Annotated in this window: 16 protein-coding genes; 8 read left to right on the top strand and 8 right to left on the bottom strand. The window is 61.2% G+C overall.

Features of this window, described 5'->3' with window-relative positions; all coding sequences use genetic code 11:
- Nucleotides 1-86: 86 nt before the first annotated feature.
- The 6 genes from KUF59_RS27680 to KUF59_RS27655 form a co-directional block, all read right to left on the bottom strand.
- Nucleotides 87-569, bottom strand: a complete 483-nt coding sequence (locus KUF59_RS27680; RefSeq protein WP_212459260.1) for a DUF992 domain-containing protein — start codon at nt 567-569, stop codon at nt 87-89.
- Nucleotides 570-1,163, bottom strand: a complete 594-nt coding sequence (locus tag KUF59_RS27675) for a hypothetical protein (protein WP_212459259.1) — start codon at nt 1,161-1,163, stop codon at nt 570-572.
- 10 nt (nt 1,164-1,173) lie between these two features.
- Nucleotides 1,174-2,307 (bottom strand): AI-2E family transporter, encoded by a 1,134-nt coding sequence (locus KUF59_RS27670; protein WP_212459258.1) that lies wholly within the window; start codon nt 2,305-2,307, stop codon nt 1,174-1,176.
- A 31-nt stretch (nt 2,308-2,338) separates the two neighbouring features.
- Nucleotides 2,339-2,626, bottom strand: coding sequence for a hypothetical protein (locus KUF59_RS27665; RefSeq protein WP_212459257.1), 288 nt, complete (start codon nt 2,624-2,626; stop codon nt 2,339-2,341).
- 34 nt (nt 2,627-2,660) lie between these two features.
- A complete protein-coding gene (locus KUF59_RS27660; protein ID WP_212459256.1) occupies nt 2,661-4,100 on the bottom strand; it encodes a basic amino acid/polyamine antiporter in 1,440 nt (479 codons plus the stop codon).
- A 145-nt stretch (nt 4,101-4,245) separates the two neighbouring features.
- The gene (locus KUF59_RS27655) at nt 4,246-4,479 is read right to left on the bottom strand and encodes a DUF6894 family protein (RefSeq protein WP_212459312.1); all 234 of its coding nucleotides are present in this window, start codon (nt 4,477-4,479) and stop codon (nt 4,246-4,248) included.
- 267 nt (nt 4,480-4,746) lie between these two features.
- Between KUF59_RS27655 and KUF59_RS27650 the strand changes: the two genes are divergently transcribed.
- A complete protein-coding gene (locus KUF59_RS27650) occupies nt 4,747-5,460 on the top strand; it encodes a Bax inhibitor-1/YccA family protein (protein WP_212459255.1) in 714 nt (237 codons plus the stop codon).
- Between the two features lie 18 nt (nt 5,461-5,478).
- Here KUF59_RS27650 and KUF59_RS27645 read toward each other — a convergent pair whose 3' ends face one another.
- Entirely contained in the window at nt 5,479-5,982 is a 504-nt protein-coding gene (locus KUF59_RS27645) for a DUF1269 domain-containing protein (protein ID WP_212459254.1), read from the bottom strand.
- A gap of 342 nt (nt 5,983-6,324) precedes the next feature.
- On the opposite strand from KUF59_RS27645, the gene KUF59_RS27640 reads away from it, so the two are divergent.
- From KUF59_RS27640 to KUF59_RS27610, 7 genes are all read left to right on the top strand, one after another.
- Nucleotides 6,325-7,758: a basic amino acid/polyamine antiporter gene (locus KUF59_RS27640; protein WP_212459253.1), complete on the top strand. Its 1,434-nt coding sequence runs from the start codon at nt 6,325-6,327 to the stop codon at nt 7,756-7,758.
- A 14-nt stretch (nt 7,759-7,772) separates the two neighbouring features.
- Entirely contained in the window at nt 7,773-9,035 is a 1,263-nt protein-coding gene (gene arcA / locus KUF59_RS27635; protein WP_212459252.1) for an arginine deiminase, read from the top strand.
- Between the two features lie 393 nt (nt 9,036-9,428).
- Entirely contained in the window at nt 9,429-10,613 is a 1,185-nt protein-coding gene (locus tag KUF59_RS27630) for a sensor histidine kinase (RefSeq protein WP_258767246.1), read from the top strand.
- A 95-nt stretch (nt 10,614-10,708) separates the two neighbouring features.
- Nucleotides 10,709-11,368, top strand: a complete 660-nt coding sequence (locus KUF59_RS27625) for a response regulator (protein ID WP_258767245.1) — start codon at nt 10,709-10,711, stop codon at nt 11,366-11,368.
- A gap of 133 nt (nt 11,369-11,501) precedes the next feature.
- Complete coding sequence (locus KUF59_RS27620; RefSeq protein ID WP_212459249.1) at nt 11,502-12,137, top strand: response regulator; 636 nt, start codon at nt 11,502-11,504, stop codon at nt 12,135-12,137.
- Between the two features lie 42 nt (nt 12,138-12,179).
- Nucleotides 12,180-13,106: a cation diffusion facilitator family transporter gene (locus KUF59_RS27615; protein WP_258770035.1), complete on the top strand. Its 927-nt coding sequence runs from the start codon at nt 12,180-12,182 to the stop codon at nt 13,104-13,106.
- 800 nt (nt 13,107-13,906) lie between these two features.
- A complete protein-coding gene (locus tag KUF59_RS27610; RefSeq protein ID WP_408918035.1) occupies nt 13,907-15,859 on the top strand; it encodes a TonB-dependent receptor in 1,953 nt (650 codons plus the stop codon).
- 137 nt (nt 15,860-15,996) lie between these two features.
- On the opposite strand, the gene lipA is transcribed toward KUF59_RS27610, so the two are convergent.
- A complete protein-coding gene (gene lipA, locus KUF59_RS27605; protein ID WP_212459247.1) occupies nt 15,997-16,965 on the bottom strand; it encodes a lipoyl synthase in 969 nt (322 codons plus the stop codon).
- Between the last annotated feature and the right edge of the window lie 257 nt (nt 16,966-17,222).

Here is a 17,222-nt window from a genome sequence, read left to right as displayed (position 1 = left end):
TCGACATCAGACGAAACCCTGAGCGACGGGGCGGGAATGTTCCAATGCATCCAACCGTGACTGCGTCGATCCATCACCACTGCAAACTATCGCCGTCCTCTCGGCCCCAGTGTCAGATTGGTCACGCCCGCCGCGAGATTGAGCCCGATCGATCGCTCGATCGAGAGCGGCTGCAACATGACACTCCGGCGCGAGCCGCCGATCAGCACGTTGGCGCCGAGGCCGGGGCCGAAGGCGAGGTTGCCGCTCGCGCCCACATAGTTGCCGCGCAGGGTGCCGGAGCCGACCTGGGAGTTCTTGGCGAAGACCGCCCAGGACAGCGTGCCGGCGCTGGTGACGCCGAGATCGAGGCCGACGCGCCGGATCCGTCCGTCGTAGATATACTGTCTGCCTGATCTGGTGACGAACACGCAGCGCAACTCCTGCGCCGACCCGAGGACCAGTCCGACGCGTGGTGTGCTCGAGCACAGGAGCCTGCCGACCCTGAACATCTCGGCGCGCGCGGGCAGGGCGGTGGTGCAAAGCAGTGCCAATGCGCCGATGGCTCCGAAAAATCGCATCATTCGCATTCAAACCTCCACGTGGCTCTTGGTGTTCGCAGGCGCGGGCCGTCGGTCCTGACGCAGCCAGAACGTGAGGCCGAGTCCGATCAAGAGGACGCCGCCAAGCAGGAAGAAGAAGATGGACTGCTTCAGCCAGGATATGGCCGGGACGGTCACGCCCATCGCAAGGCCGAGGAAGGAGATTTGCAACGACAAAAGGCTCACGCCCGCGAGGAACGTGCCGAGCGCGAGCAAGGTCAGGAGGACGAGACCGGTAGCAGGTGTTGGAAGCAGCTGCTGGACGCCCGACACCAGCATGATGTTCATCGTCACCAGCACGGCGACCCAGTGCAGCGCCTGGGTCCAGATCAACCGAAGCTGCGCCTGCTTGCCCTCAACCTCCGGCCATTTGGTGATGACGCAGACCACGCCGATGGCCAGTGCCAAAAATTCCCAATAGCCGACGAGAGGCTGGTGCGAGACATTGGTGTAGGCAACGCCGGCGACCGCGAGCACCAGCGCCACAACGTAAGGCAATTGCTGCCACAGGAAGTGGGCCATTCCCGACTGCGGCACGGAAGTTTCTGCACCCTCGCTCCGCTGCACATCAATCTCGCTCATGACCATCCACTCATGGTTCGCCGTTGAATGTCTGCTTGTTGAGTTCCTGCTTGGGGTCATCGCCAAGCCAGTCTTCGACATAGAACCTGATGATCGCGACCCGGCCGACGGCGACGAGCGGCATGGCGAGCGCGATGCCCATGACGCCGAACAGCGCGCCTAGCAGAACGATCGCGACCAAGGTCCAGGCCGGAGGGATCTCGACCGCCTGGCGCTGGATCAGCGGGCCGATCACATAGCCTTCGATCGACTGAATGATTGTGTAGATGACGACGGCCCAGATCAGCAGCGAGGCGCCGAGCGGCATTGCCACCAGCGCGATCGGAATGGCGGCCACGATCGGCCCGAGATAGGGGATGAAATTCGAGAGGCCCGCCTGCAATCCAAGCACGAAAGGTCCGGGGAGCCCGATCCAGTAGAGCGCGATCCACACGCACAGCGTCATGAGGATGATGCGGATCAATTGCCCGACGAACCACAGCCGCATGACGGTGCCCATCTCGTCCATGACGGCTCTGGCCCGTACGCGATAGGATTGTTTCACCAGCATGACCAGGCTGTCACGATGGCTGGTCGGATCGAACGCAAAGAGGATCCCGAGGAACAGGATCACTAGGGCGCCGGTCAGCAGGCTTGATGCGCCGCCAAGCACGAATTGGGCATGGCTGAGAAACCTGCCCTGATCGGAGAAGAGCCATTGCGAGAAATTGCGGCCGCCTTCGGGTCCGAGCAGTTCCACGCCGTACGACAGCAGGTGTTCCTGGACGATGTCGAGTTGCGTATCCATCACCTTGATCAAGTTCCTCGTCTGCTCCGGCAGCTTGCCCGCTCCCCAGTCGAGCCCGAATCCCACGACGCCGGAGAGGAGCAACAGCACCAGCGTCAGCCGCCAGGCGCGATTGAGCGGAATGACCGGCGCCAGGGCCCTCGCGGACGCATCCAGAAACGCCGCAAACAGCACGCCCGCGAAGACGATGAGAAGGCTCGAGACCGTCTGCCAGACCAGGAACAGCGCGACGCCGACAACGAGCAGGGTCAGTCCCGTCGCCAAGAAGCTGCGCGGTCCGGCTTCGCGAGGACGATCAGCCGGCTCGTCGCGCAGTGCGACCTCGCGGTATCTCTCCTCTGTGCTCGCGTCATTCATCGGTCGACCAACATGCTGGGATCGAGTTTGCCTACTGCGGCGCCTGAACCTGGGTACGCACGCGCCGGCTACCATAGTGGGGATGCTTGCCGCCGCGGTGACGCCAGTAACGGTGCTTCGTCGGGGTCATGTTGGTATTGGGCGTCGCGCTCTTGGTCTTCGCCTCGCTCTTGGTCTGGTCCTTGGGCGCGGACATGCCAGTGTCCTTTGGAGCGGATGTGACAGGCGCATTCGACTGGGCCAGGGACATGGTTGGCGGTACGATAGCCGCCATCAGTCCGGCCAGGATCAGAGTGCCGCAGAGAGTCCGGATCTTCATGTTCGCCTCCACGTGATCAAGAGGTGGTCAGGGTTCAGATCGAGATGGCTCCGATGGCGAGCGCATAGACGCCGGCGCAGGCGGCGAGCATGATCGCTGCAAACAGAACGGCTTCGAACGGCGTGAAGGCCGCCTCCTTGCGTTCGCGTTTTGCAAGAACGAACAGTAGCGTTCCGGGCGCATAAAGGATGGAGGACAGCAGGAGAAACTTTGGCCCGCCGGCGTAGATCATGCCGGCCGCGTAAAGGGTCGCGACGGCTGAACGGACCCCGTCGACGACGCGCGCCCGCTCGAGGGCGTTGTAGGTCTCGCCGCGCCAGGCAAGCTTCAAACCGTAGGCCGCGACAAAGAAATACGGAACCAACGTCATCGCGCTCGTCATCTTCAATGCGAGCGTGAACGCATATTCGGCAAACCAGGTCACGAGGAGGAAGAGCTGGATGGCGCAGTTGGTCAGCCAGAGCGCGCCCGTGGGAACGTTGTGTAGGTTCACGCGGGCGAGAAAGGAGGGCATGGTCCGATTGACGGCCGCCGAATGCAGGACCTCGGCAGCCAGCAACGACCACGACAGGTAGTTGCCGAGAATCGAGATCAGCAGTGCCACGCTGATGAACGCGCCGCCCCAGCGGCCGACCATCGCTTCCATCACGCCCGCCATTGACGGGGTCGGCAGGGCGGCGAGGCCCTCGCGTGGCAGAACGCCGTAGGACAGGAGCGTCACGAGGACCAGAAGACAGAGGACGGACAGAAAGCCGGCGACGGTCGCAAAGCCGATGTCAGCGCGATTCCGGGCATAGCGGGAATACACGCTTGCACCCTCGATGCCGACGAAGACGAATACGGTGAGCAGCATCGTGCTGTGGACCTGGGTGAAGACATCCGAAAGGTCCGGCTGCTCCGTTCCCCAGAAATTCCGGGTAAACAATTCGCGGTCAAGGGTGATCGCAGCCACGACAATGAACAGCAATATCGGGATGATCTTGGCATAGGTCGCGACCGTGTTGAGCGCGGCCGCTCCCTTGATGCCGCGCAGCACCAGCAAGTGCACGCCCCACAGGAGCAGGGTTGCCGAAGCAATGGCGATCGGTGTCGTGCCGTCGCCGAAGACCGGGAAGAATATCCCGAGGGTCGCCTTGATCAGAATGAGGCAGGCGACGTCAGCAAGACAGCAGCCAATCCAGTAGCCGGCGGCTGAAGCGAATCCGATATAGTCTCCGAACCCGGCCTTGGCGTAGGCGTAAATGCCGGCATCAAGGTCGGGCTTGCGCTGGGACAGCGATTGGAACACCAAAGCCAGCATGAGCATGCCCGCGCCTGCTATCACCCAGGCGATGATCGCGCCGAATGCACCGGTGGCTCGTCCGAACGATGCGGGCAATGCGAAGATTCCGGAGCCGACCATCGAGCCGATCACAAGGGCGATCAGCGCGTTGCGGGAGAGCTTCTGATCGGCCTCGTTCGACGAAGGCGCCATGAGATGGCCTTCCAGTCCGAGTTGAGGCTGGCAGGGATGCCGGCCAATCGTGGCCAGACCTTAGAGGCGGCTCTCCCGCTCGCACATCAGGGTTTCTCTGTAGGGAGCAGGGGCAGGAAATCGGCGAGTGCTCCGTGGGCCGCCGTCAGACCTTCGCGATGGGGACGGCCGTGCCCTGATCGCAGCCGCATGATGCTGGTCCGGGAACGGCGGCACGAGCCACAAATACGACGCTGGAGCGGAAGAATTCGCCGGCTTTCGCGAGCTCGGCGGCTATGCGCTGGGCATGCAGGATGGCTGCGTCCTGATCGGCATGGTCGCATCCGATGCCATCGGGAGAAAGACCATATTTGTCGACGATGTGGAAAAAGAAGCGCATGCCGCCCGATTAAGCCGGACCACGGCCGGCCTCCAAGTGACAAAGCCGTAAGAGGCGTACTCCAAAGGGATGAGAAGTGAGCGGCGGTTCCAGATTTCGCGTTTGTAACGAGCGGATTGTCGCCGCGAAACCTCGGGCGCGGTGCTACCGTCAGTTGCAGCGGAATACGTGGTTTTCGCCGTCGGCACTCGGGTGATTGTCCGATGCCGTCCCTCGGGCCCGGGGAATAGCGTGGCCTAGCTCCGCGAGTTCGGGAGGAGGCAAGCGATGTCCAACTTTGATCAGAACGTCACGACATCAGGCACGGTCGGCGGCGGCGCGACCGCGGTGGACGCCGGACTGCGCAATTACATGATGCGCATCTACAACTACATGGCCGGGGGTGTCGGTCTCACCGCCGTTGTCGCGTGGTTGACCTACCAGCTCACGGGTCCGGAACTGCTGCAGAATCCGGTGATGTGGGTCTTCATCCTGGCGCCGCTGGCGCTGGTGTTCTTCATCGGCGCGCGTATCAATACGCTGTCGGTGTCAACCGCGCGCCTCCTGTTCTTCCTCTATGCGGCGCTGGTCGGCGTCTCGCTCTCGACCCTGTTCCACATCTATACCAACGCCTCGATCACCCGCGTCTTCGTCATCGCAGCCGCAACGTTCGGGGCGCTCAGCATTTTTGGCTACACGACCCGGCGCGACCTGTCCGGCCTCGGCACCTTCCTGTTCATGGGCCTGATCGGAATCATCATCGCAAGCCTGGTCAACCTGTTCCTGCGGTCGACCGGGCTCGACTGGCTGGTCTCGATCGTCGGCGTCGGCGTATTCGCCGGATTGACGGCCTACGATACGCAACGGATCAAGGCGATGTACGATAGCAGGGATGATGAAACGTCCGCCGGCCGCAAGTCCGTGATATCAGCGCTGTCCCTCTACCTCAATTTCATCAACCTGTTCATGATGATGCTGCGCCTTGCTGGCGGCCGGCGTTGAGAGGCGAACGGCAGCCCTTCAGGCTGCCGGCCGCTCCGCCGCGCTGGCGAGTGCGTCGCGCAGTGCCTTTTCCTTGGTCTCGTCCAGGGAGGTCTTCAGCACGATCCCGCCGGCGTCCTTGATCTCCTTGAGCACCTTGTCCGCGGTCATGTGCTTGATCAGGACGAACAGCGCTGCGTTGCCCGGCTGAAGGGTCGTGGACAGGTCCTTCATGAAGGCGTCGTCGATGCCGAAATCGGACAGCGCGCCGCCGAGCGCACCGGATGCTGCTCCGATCGCGACGCCGACGATTGGATTGAGGAACAGCACGCCGATCAGGAGCCCCCAGAAGCTTCCGGTCATGGCGCCGACCGCGGTCGTGTTGACGAGCTGATTGAGCTTGATGCCGCCGGAATCCGTTTTGACTGCGATTACAGCATCGCTGAGTGTGATGAGATACTCCTTCTGCAGTTTGAGGAGGCGCTGACGTACCTCTTCGGCTTTCGCTTCGGACGGATACACGATCGCGACTAGATCGGACATGGATACCTCCTGCTGGACCGGTTGCCGTCGGCTCGACGGAATGCCGCTGATGGCACGATGACGTCAACGCTAATGCGTAGCCGATACTCCCAACATAAGAGAAAACCCTCGGTGCCGGGGATGAATGATCCATGTTCCATTGCATCGGGCCTCAATTGAGATTGTGGTGCTGAAGCTGCCGTCGCCGTGACGCGGACGTGATGGTGAAAGTCGTAGCGGCGAGGGGAATCCTTACCCTCGACTAGGTAATCACCCGATACTCCGCCGCCTGCTGCGGGCGCATGGTCCGGACCTCGGAAAAGCCGACTGGCCGGGCCGTTGCTCGCGGGTCGAGGCCTTCATATGACTGCAACGCCATCAATCCAAAAGCTCTCGCTGTTCGCGCTGACCGCGATGGTGGTTGGCTCAATGGTCGGCTCAGGCATATTCTCGCTGCCCCGCACCTTCGGCATCGCCACCGGTCCGTTCGGCGCCATCTTCGCCTGGTGCATCGCCGGCGGGGGCATGTACACGATGGCCCGCGTCTTCCAGTCGCTGGCTGAACGGAAGCCCGATCTCGACGCCGGTGTCTATGCCTACGCGAAGGCAGGATTTGGCGACTATCCGGGCTTCCTCTCTGCGCTCGGCTACTGGATGGGAAGCTGCATAGGCAACGTATCCTATTGGGTCCTGATCAAGTCGACGCTGGGCGCGTTCTTTCCCGTGTTTGGTGACGGCAATACGATCACCGCGATCATCGTCGCGTCGATCGGGATCTGGCTGTTTCACTTCATGATCCTGCGCGGCGTACAGCAGGCGGCGGCGATCAACACCATCGTCACCGTTGCCAAGATCGTGCCGATCCTGATCTTCATCCTCATTCTCATCTTTGCGTTCAAAGCCGACATGTTCCGGGCCAATTTCTGGGGCGGCGAGGGCATGCCGGACAAGGGTCTTTTCGACCAGATCCGCGCCACCATGCTGGTCACGGTGTTCGTGTTCCTCGGGATCGAGGGCGCCAGCGTCTATTCACGCTATGCCAAGGAGCGATCCCACGTCGGCGCTGCGACCATCATGGGCTTTGTGATCGTCACCAGCCTCATGGTGCTCGTCACCATGCTGCCCTATGCGGTGCTTCCCCGCGCAGAAATCGCCGATATGCGGCAGCCCTCAATGGCGACGGTGCTGGAAGCGGTGGTCGGGCATTGGGGTGCCGTCTTCGTCAGTATCGGGCTTCTGATCTCGGTGCTCGGGGCCTATCTTGCCTGGTCACTGATCTGTGCCGAGGTGCTCTCGGCGGCGGGCCGAACCCGAGACATGCCGGCCGTGTTCGGCACCGAAAATGCAAACAAGGTGCCCGCTGCGGCCCTGTGGCTGACGAACGTCATCGTCCAGCTCTTCGTCATCAGCACCTACTGGTCCCGAGACGCTTTTGCGCTGATGCTCAATTTGACGAGCGTCATGAACCTCATTCCGTTTTTCCTGGTCGCCGCCTACGGACTCTTGCTGGTCAGGCGGGGCGAGACCTATGAGAAGCGCCCGGACCAACGTAGACGCGACCTGATCTTTACGGGCATAGCCGTCATCTACACGCTGTTTCTGATCTATGCGGCCGGAATGAAGTACCTGCTGCTGGCTGCCATTCTCTACGCGCCCGGTACCGTGCTGTATTTCTGGGCTCGCCTCGAACGGAAGGCGAAGGTCTTCACGCCGGTCGAGTGGGTCATTTTCATCGCAGCCGCGATCGGCGCAGTGGTCGGGATTCACGGATTGGCGACCGGCTACATCACCATCTAGGCAAGGCAGTTCCCATGGCAAAGCAAGCTTCGGACTCCTCCATCCCCTTCGGCGTTCATTCGGAGGTCGGCCAACTGCGCAAGGTGATGGTCTGCTCGCCGGGCCGTGCGCATCAGCGCCTGACGCCGTCGAATTGCGACACGTTGCTGTTCGACGACGTATTGTGGGTTGATAACGCCAAACGCGATCATTTCGACTTCGTGCAGAAGATGCGCGACCGCGGCATCGAGGTCGTCGAGATGCACAATCTGCTGGCCGACACCGTTGCCATTCCGGAGGCCAGGAAGTGGATTCTCGACAACCAGGTGGTGCCCAACCAGGTCGGTCTCGGTCTGGTTGACGAGCTGCGTGGCTATCTCGAACGCCTCAAGCCGCGCGATTTGGCGGAGACCCTGATCGGCGGTGTGTCGACCTACGATTTTCCGGATGCTCATGGCGGCGAGATGCTCAAGCTCGTCCGCGAGGCTGCAGGCATGACCGAGTACCTGCTGCCGCCACTCCCCAACACGCTGTACACCCGCGACACGACCTGCTGGATCTATGGCGGCGTCACGCTGAACTCGCTCTATTGGCCGGCGCGGCATGAAGAGCCGATCCTCGCCACGGCCATCTACAAGTTCCACCCGGATTTTGCCGGCAAGGTCAACGTCTGGTGGGGCGATCCGACGCAGGACCACGGCCTTGCCACGCTGGAGGGCGGTGACGTGATGCCGATCGGCAAGGGCAATGTCCTGATCGGCCTCAGCGAACGCACCTCGCGGCAGGCGATCAGCCAGGTCGCCGCGGCCTTGTTCAAGAGGAAGGCGGCCGAGCGCGTGATCGTGGCCGCCATGCCCAAGCTGCGCGCCGCGATGCATCTCGATACGGTGTTCACCTTTGCCGACCGCGACTGCGTGCTGCTCTATCCCGACATCGTCAACAACATCGCGGCATTCTCCTATCGACCGGCGAACAATTCGGCCGGCATCGAGCTGCGCAAGGATGAAAAGCCCTTCGTGGATGTCGTCGCTGAAGCGCTCGGTCTCAAAAAGCTGCGCGTCGTCGAGACCGGCGGCAATGCCTATATGCGGGAGCGGACGCAGTGGGACAGTGGAGCCAATCTCGTCTGCGCATCCCCCGGTGTCGTTTTCGCCTACGATCGCAACACCTACACCAACACGCTGCTGCGCAAGGAGGGGATCGAAGTGATCACCATCGTCGGCGCAGAACTGGGCCGCGGCCGCGGCGGCGGTCATTGCATGACCTGTCCGATCATCAGGGATGCCGTGGATTACTAGGGCGGGTCGCGTGAATCGACCGTGACGGCCGGGCGCGTCATCGCCGAGAAAGGACAGTATGGGTTCCGTGTGCGCCGTCTCAGTCGAAGATTTTAGAGATGCAGCCAACCGTCTGAGGCAGTTTTAATATCGGTTGCGTCGCTTTTGAGTTTCGCCGCGCCGGAACGAACTGGCACAAATTGCATAATGGCGGCATCTCACAGATTCGAGAGTTTTAGTCGTCTGAGAATACTACCTGATGGTGTGGTCCCTCCAGCGGGTGTATAATCGGGCGACCTCAAGGGCGCGCGTCTTCCGATCCGGTGATGTCGATGCCTCGCCCGGCGAGGCACGGAGAAGAGCCTCGATATTGAGTTTCAATGTCAGGAGTCGCCGGAGAAGAGTGAGCGTACCGTGAAACTACATGACTCCCCCGCCTACGATTTGAATCGAACCAGCGTCGGACCATGGCTCCAGATAGGTTCGGAGGAAACGAGCGACCGGCTCTACTGGGTGTTTTCAGCAGATCTGCTCTTCGCAGTACGTCCGTCACAGGGGAGGCGATTCCTCTACGAGGGGATCAATCCGGCGTTCGAGTCTGTTCTTGGCGTCTCGGCAGATGAAATCCGGGAGATGGACGTCTCCGAATGCATGAGCACGGACGATGCACAATCCGTCTGCGAGGCCTTTCGGGAGTGTCTGTTGGAAGGCGCGGAGGTCAGAATCTGCCATCGCCTTGCGTTGGGCCGCGCGCTGCGAAACATGGAGACGACCGTTGTTCCGATCCTCGATCCGGCCACCGGTCGCGTTGTCCGGCTGATCGGCAGCCATCGTGCCGCACGCAAGGGCCCTGGCGAGACCGCTAGCGAGGGGTTGGACGATGTGCGCAGCCTGGTGTCCATTCAGGAGGATATTCAGCAGCGGATTGCATCAGATCTCCACGATTCGACCTGTCAGCACTTGATTGCTGCGAGCCTCGGTCTGATGCGACTTCGGATCGGCCTGGCCGATCCGGTCAGTACCGAGCGGCTTTGCGATGACGTCGATGCGTCGATTGACGAAGCATTGCGGGAAATCCGTGCGTTTGCCTATCTGCTGCACCCGCAAAATCTGACGGTCGATGGCTTGAAGGCCACTGTCGAAAATTACGCCGCGGGATTCGCGGCCCGCACCTCACTACGGGTCACGACCAGAATCGCGTCCGAGATCGACCGATTGCCTTACGAGACGCAGCGGTCATTGTTGCGGGTCATTCAGGAGGCGCTCACGAACGTGTTTCGTCACGCGAAGGCGACGAAGGTGCGAATCAACATTGACGCAACGAACGACCATTTTCGGCTGACGATCAGCGACGACGGATGTGGCCTTTCGGTTCACCCCGCAAGGCGCGACGCGAAGGCGATATCGATCGGAGTCGGAATTCCCGCGATGAAGGCGAGGCTCCGGGAGATCGGAGGCACGCTCGATATCCAGCCCGATCCGGCTGGGCGGCATAGCGGCACCATTTTATGCGCGGTGTTCCCGCATGACCTTGCAGCCAGCAAGCGCATTCGGCGAAGGGCCGCTACAGTCGTGGGAGGGAACGCAGGCACAAAATGAAAAACACTGGCGACCGGCGGCAAACGGAGATGGTTCATCCGTTGCAGGCGTGCTTGCGCCGAGCCGCCGTGTAAACGACGTTGGAGTGTTCTGCCATGAAACGATTTCTTATCGCTGATGATCACGATGCGGTGCGATCGGGTCTGCGCGCCGTGCTCGAGCAACGGGCGGATTGGGAAGTGGTGGCCGAGGCCAACGACGGTGGCAGGGCGGTGGCCGCTGCAATCGAGAATCAGCCTCATGTTGCGATCGTCGACTTCTCCATGCCGCGAATGACGGGAGTGGAGGTCGCTCGGCGCATCCGGCAGTATCCGTTGCAGACGGAGGTGCTGATCTTCACGGTCCACAACTCAAGTCTGCTGGCCCAACAGGCGTTTGAGGCCGGCGCACGCGCGTTCCTGGTGAAGTCGGACGCAAATAAGCTGTTGTTGACGGCGGTCGAGTCGCTTCTGCAGCACCGGCCGTTCTGCACCAGAAGCTGCCGAGGTGAGCTGGATCATCACGGATCGGGTGCTCGCGACGGGAACCACGAGCTGACGCCGCGCGAGCAAATCGTCGTCAAGCTGGTTGCTGAGGGTTACAGCAACAAGAGCATCAGCGGGGTTCTCAACCTCAGTGTCAAGACCACCGAGGCGCATCGGGCGGCGGCGATGCGCAAGCTGGGCGTGAATTCGACCGCAGGCCTGGTCCGACACGCGGTTCGGGCGAGGCTGGTGGAGGATGACGACGATCGGAGCGGGCTCCGGTCACGTTAGTACATTCGCCGGCCAATCTCGGGGTTTTGTGGGATAACCCTACCGATCGCGATCAGTATGATTGTTCGACTTTATTGCCGGTCACGTCAGGCAATAGCTCGAAGGGTCGGTGCCGGCATACGGGAACGACGCCGTGAAACGCATCGTGATTGCGGATGATCATGAAATCGTGCGTTCCGGGCTTCGCGCGATCGTTGAAACGCGCTCCAACTGGATCGTATGCGGAGAAGCGACCAACGGTGAGCAGGCCGTCGCCTTGACCTTGGAAACCAGGCCGGACGTCGTGATCGTCGACTATTCAATGCCCATCATGAACGGATTGGAGGTCAGTCGCCGCCTCAGGGCGCTCCATGTGCGCACTGAAGTGTTGATCTTGACGATGCACGAAAGCGAGGAGCTGCTGACGGAAGCCATTCTGGCGGGCGTCCGCGGCTTCCTGTTCAAATCGGATGCACGGAAGCACCTTATTTCCGCGATCGAAGCTTTGCTCGACGGCAGGCCGTACTTCACCAGCGTGTTGCTCGAGAAGCTTCTCCACGACTACCAGGTCAACAAGCAGAACAAGTCGGACATGCTGTTGACGTCGCGCGAGCAGAGCGTGGTTCAGCTGATCGCGGAGGGACATACCAACCGATCGATAAGCACGGTCCTGAAGCTGAGTGTGAAGACCGTCGAGACCCATCGCGCGTCGGCTATGCGCAAGCTCAGGATGTCGTCGACGGCAGAGCTGGTCCGCTATGCCATCCGCAAGAGATTGGTCGCGCCCTGAGTGTCGCAGGTGGCGGTGACCGGCGAACCAAAGGGCTGGACGTTGAAAACGGAACAAGCCGTCCTTCGCGTCTCCATTGCTGCCGCGATCTTTTTGGCCGCTGTCGGTATCCTGTTCGGTCTCCTGTCGGGCTCCTTCGTGATTGTGTTTGACGGCGTCTACGGTCTGACAGACGCGACCATGACGATCGTCGCCTTGTTCGTTTCAAACCTGATCGTATCGTCAACGGCGAGCGGCCCCGCCAGGAGCAAACTGGTCCAGCACTTCACCATGGGCTTCTGGCACCTGGAACCCATGGTCCTGGGCCTCAACGGCATTCTACTGACAGGTGCTGCAATCTACGGCCTCATCAACGCCGTCGGCAGCATTATGGCAGGCGGGCGGCCGCTCGCCTTTGATCATGCCGTCATCTATGCAGTGGTGACGTTGGGCATTGCGAGCGCCATGACCATGTTGAGCCGCGCTGCGAACCGGACGCTCAAATCGGAGTTCGTCGCACTCGACGCCAAGTCATGGCTGATGTCGGCGGCTGTTAGCGCCGCTCTGCTCATAGCCTTCATCTTCGGATTCTTGATCCAGGGATCGAGCCTCGAATGGGTGTCGCCCTATATCGACCCGACGGCCTTGGCGCTGGTGTGCCTGGTGATCATTCCCATTCCGGCCAAAACGATAAGGCAGGCGCTGGCCGATATCCTGTTGGTCACGCCGTCTGATCTCAAGCAGCATGTGGATGAGGTCGCGAGCGGGATCGTGCAGCGCCACGGCTTCCTGTCGTATCGTGCCTATGTTGCCAGGGTCGGCCGCGGCAGGCAGATCGAGCTCTATTTCATCGTGCCGACGGACTGGCCACCATGCAGGCTGCAGGATTGGGACCGCATCCGCGACGAGACTGGTGAGGCGATCGGCGACGATAGTCCCGATCGTTGGCTCACCATCGCCTTCACGACCGATCCCGAATGGGCCGATTGAACCGTAGCGAAATGCATCGGGCAAGGTCTGGAGCGTTCCTGAAAAAGCGAGACCTGTTGGGTTGTCGCTTCCAGGAAAGCATCTGCGGAGAGGGCTCTCCTCTATGTTTCCTGCCAACGTCAACGGCACTGATTTAGAATCGTCCAAAGCAACTTTCGAAGTTTTCCAAACACGGTGTCGCTGACCCGGGTCGATCGACGATCGAGACATTCTAAGTCGCAACGCACGCATTTGCGTTGTGGTCACCATAGCGTCTCCCTAAAGAGGCGGTGCAGATCGCTGGCGATCGCACTTGCCGATACGGCGCCGACTAGCAACCCGGAGTGCGAGTTTGCGGGGGAGCTGATTCACAAGGCCATAAGTGTCGACCGAGCCCGAACGCGGAGAGCGGATCTTCGATCCATGTTGCAAGCCGGCCGTGGAGCCATTCCACGTCGGGCGACGTACTGCTGATGAGGGACTTTCCGGAAATGCGACGTGCAGGTGGGGTTGGAACGGTGGTTCGGTTTGGTGCGACATTGCTGGGTGGAGCGGCGTTGCTGGCGTGGTTCGAATCTCCCGCTCAATCCCAAACGGGGCAAGACACCAACTCCCTTCCACCCGTTACCGTCGATGCTCCGATACAACCGTCGGTCCGTCGCGCGCCGGCCAAACGAAATGCTGCTCGGGTCCGATCAACCTCACGGCGTGCCACGTCGCCCGGTGCCCCGCAGACAGAAACCGTCGCGGTGCAACCGCAGTCGTCGAAGTCGGGTGTCGTCCCCGCCTTTGCGGGCGGCCAGGTGGCTCAAGGCGGGCGGTTGGGACTGCTCGGCAACACCGACACGATGAAGTCGCCGTTCAACGTGACGAGCTACACGGACAAGTTCATTCGGGATCAGCAGGCGGCGACGGCTGCGGATGCCTTGATCCTCGATCCTTCCGTGCGCAGTTCTCATCCAACGGGCGGTGTGGTCGATTCCTTCAATATTCGTGGCTTCCCGATCAACGAAGGCAACAACGGTGAATTCGCCTTCGAGGGCCTTTACGGGATCGCGCCGAGCTACCGCATCTTCACAGATTACGTCGAGCGCATCGAAGTGCTCAAGGGTCCCTCGGCTGCGCTCTCGGGGATAGCCCCCAATGGCGGCGTCGGCGGCGTCATCAATGTCGTACCTAAGCGCGCCGGAGAGGACTTGACCCGCCTCACCGTGGATTACGGTTCGGCCGCACGGTTCGGCGGTCACTGGGATATTGCGAGGCGTTACGGCGAGGGTAGGGAATGGGGCGTACGCGCCAGCGGCAGCCTGCGCGATGGCGACACGGCCATCGACCGTCAGTCCGAAGCGACGGGAGTCGGATCGCTGGCTCTCGACTATCAGGGTGAACGGTTCAGGTCTTGGCTCTACCTCATCGCCCAGACCGATCGGTTCGACGCTCCATCACGTCCCTTTCTCATGGCTCCCCGCCTACTAGTGCCAAAGGCGCCGGACGGTCGGCTGAACGTGACGCAACCCTGGGAATGGTCGCGCATCAATGATCAATCTGCCTTGTTGCGGACCGAATACGATGTAACCGATCAGGTTACGCTGTTCGCCGACGTCGGTGGATCGCGGACCAATGTCGAGCGGTTCTTCGGTCTTCCGACGATCATCAACACGAGCGGCGACACGACCTCGACGCCCCAATTCTTCGGGCTTGGCATCGATCGAACCACATATGATGGCGGCGTCCGAGCCCGCTTCGATACCGGTTTCGTCCACCATGCCGTCGCCTTCCAGGCCTCGGTCTATCATGACGCGCTGTACCGGCGGCTCACCAATGGCAGCATGGTCACCTCGAACATCTACCATCCGACCGTGGCGCCAACCCAGTTCGCGAACGAGACAAGCGGGCGCCCTCGGCTCTCGGACAGTGGGCTCACGGGACTCTCGATTGCCGACACCTTGTCCGTGCTCGATGAGCGTGTCCTGTTGACTTTGGGTGTCCGGCGCCAGGACATCGAGGCGAACAACTATCTCTCAAATGTCGGAACGCTGACGTCGTCCTACGACAAGAGCGCGACCACTCCTGTGGTCGGCCTCGTCATCCGCCCCCGGGATAATATCTCTCTGTACGCGAACTACATCGAAGGTCTAAGCCGGGGTGACGTCGCGCCCCAGGCCGCTTCCAATTTTGGCGAAGTGCTCCCGCCCTACATCGCCAGGCAGTATGAGGCCGGCATCAAGGTGGACTTCGGCCGGTTCGCAACCACCTTCAGCGCCTTCCAAATATCGAAGGCGAGCGGCGAGCTGTCCGCCGGTCGGTTCGCAGTAACCGCCGAACAGCAGGTACGTGGGCTCGAGTTCAACGTCTACGGTGAACTCATGCCGGATGTTCGCGTCCTCGGAGGGTTTTCGCTGCTGGATGGCACACTGACGAAGACCGCCGTCGCGGCAAATGTGGGCAACACGCCAATCGGCGTTCCGAACGTACAGGCCAATATTGGAGCCGAGTGGGATCTCCCGTGGATCGGAGGGCTCACTTTGAATGGGGCAGTCATCTACACGGGCAAGCAGTTCGTCGATACGGCGAACAAGCAGCCGATCCCGGATTGGACGCGGCTCGATCTCGGCGCCCGCTACACGACGGCGATCAACGGCAGGAAGACGGTTTTCCGCGCCAACATTCAGAATGTGACCGGTACGAGTTATTGGTCCAGCGTAGCCTCATTCGGAACGTTTTTCCTGGGGGCACCGCGCACTTATCTCCTGTCAATGAGCGTGGACATGTAGTTGCTACTCTTGGAGTTCCGTAAGACGCTTCATAAATACTGTGAAGGCGGTTGGTCGAACTGATGGGCCGTGAGTTGCATGGACAATGACAAGCCTGATCGTCGAGCGCCGGAATGTCCGGCCCGACCGCAATCAGTCTATCCAAGTCGGCGCTCGCGCAGCTTGCGGAAGTCATCGCCGGCGTGATGTGAGGAGCGCGTCAGCGGAGTGGCCGAGACCATCAGAAAGCCCTTGGCATACGCGATCTTCTCATAGGCATCGAACTCGCCAGGGGGCACGAAGCTCACGACAGCGTGGTGTTTGCGTGTGGGCTGGAGATACTGGCCTATGGTCAGGAAATCGACATCGGCGGAGCGAAGGTCGTCCATCAATTGCAACACCTCGTTCCGGTCTTCGCCGAGGCCAACCATGATTCCGGATTTGGTGAATATCTCCGGGTCGAGCTCTTTCACACGTTGCAGGAGTCGAACCGAATGAAAGTAGCGCGCGCCTGGGCGCACTGTCAGATACTTCGACGGCACCGTTTCCAGGTTATGATTGAACACGTCCGGTTTCGCCGCAACGACCGTTTCGAGCGCGCCGCATTTACGCAGAAAATCAGGGGTAAGGATCTCGACGGTCGTGCCGGCGCTTGCCGCGCGGATGGCCGCAATCGTTGCGGCGAAATGTGCGGCTCCACCGTCGGCAAGGTCGTCGCGATCGACTGACGTGACGACCACATGCTCCAGTCCGAGCTTGGCTACCGCTTTGGCGACCGTGTCCGGCTCATTGGGATCGAGCGGGCCGGGCAGACCGGTGCGCACGTTGCAGAACGCACAGGCGCGCGTGCAGGTGTCGCCCATGATCATGAAGGTCGCGTGCTTCTTCGCCCAGCATTCGCCGATGTTTGGACAGCCGGCTTCCTCGCAGACGGTCACGAGCTTGTTCTCGCGTACAATGCGCTTTGTCTCGTTCCATGTGACGGAGCCGGGAGCCTTCACGCGGATCCATGCAGGCTTGCTCGTGATCGGCGTGTCTGGGCGGTTGGCCTTTTCGGGATGGCGCGGTCTCTCGGGCTGCGAGTTCGGACGCGGGTCGTCGTTGAGGAGATCAAGCGTCACTGTCATTCTGCTCATCCTCGTTGTGTGGGGCAGAAGGCGAGTCCCGTTCGGCTCAAATTGCCCATCGTGCCAATTGCACGCCAGACGGTGGTTCGGGATACATGCGCACGTTGAAACCGTCAGCGCTCAGGACATTCGACTGTCCTGCCGAGCCTCGTCAATCACATTTTTGACGCTGCTCTTGTGACGTCGCCGCGTGACGCGCGCGATCGCTCGGACCGAACGAAGCAGGTGTTGAGATCGCGCTCCGCGTTCTTGGGACG

The organism is Bradyrhizobium arachidis, assembly GCF_024758505.1.
In the GTDB taxonomy this organism is placed as follows: domain Bacteria; phylum Pseudomonadota; class Alphaproteobacteria; order Rhizobiales; family Xanthobacteraceae; genus Bradyrhizobium; species Bradyrhizobium manausense_C.
Note: the sequence above shows the minus strand (reverse complement) of the source record. Positions and strands in the feature narration are given on the sequence as shown.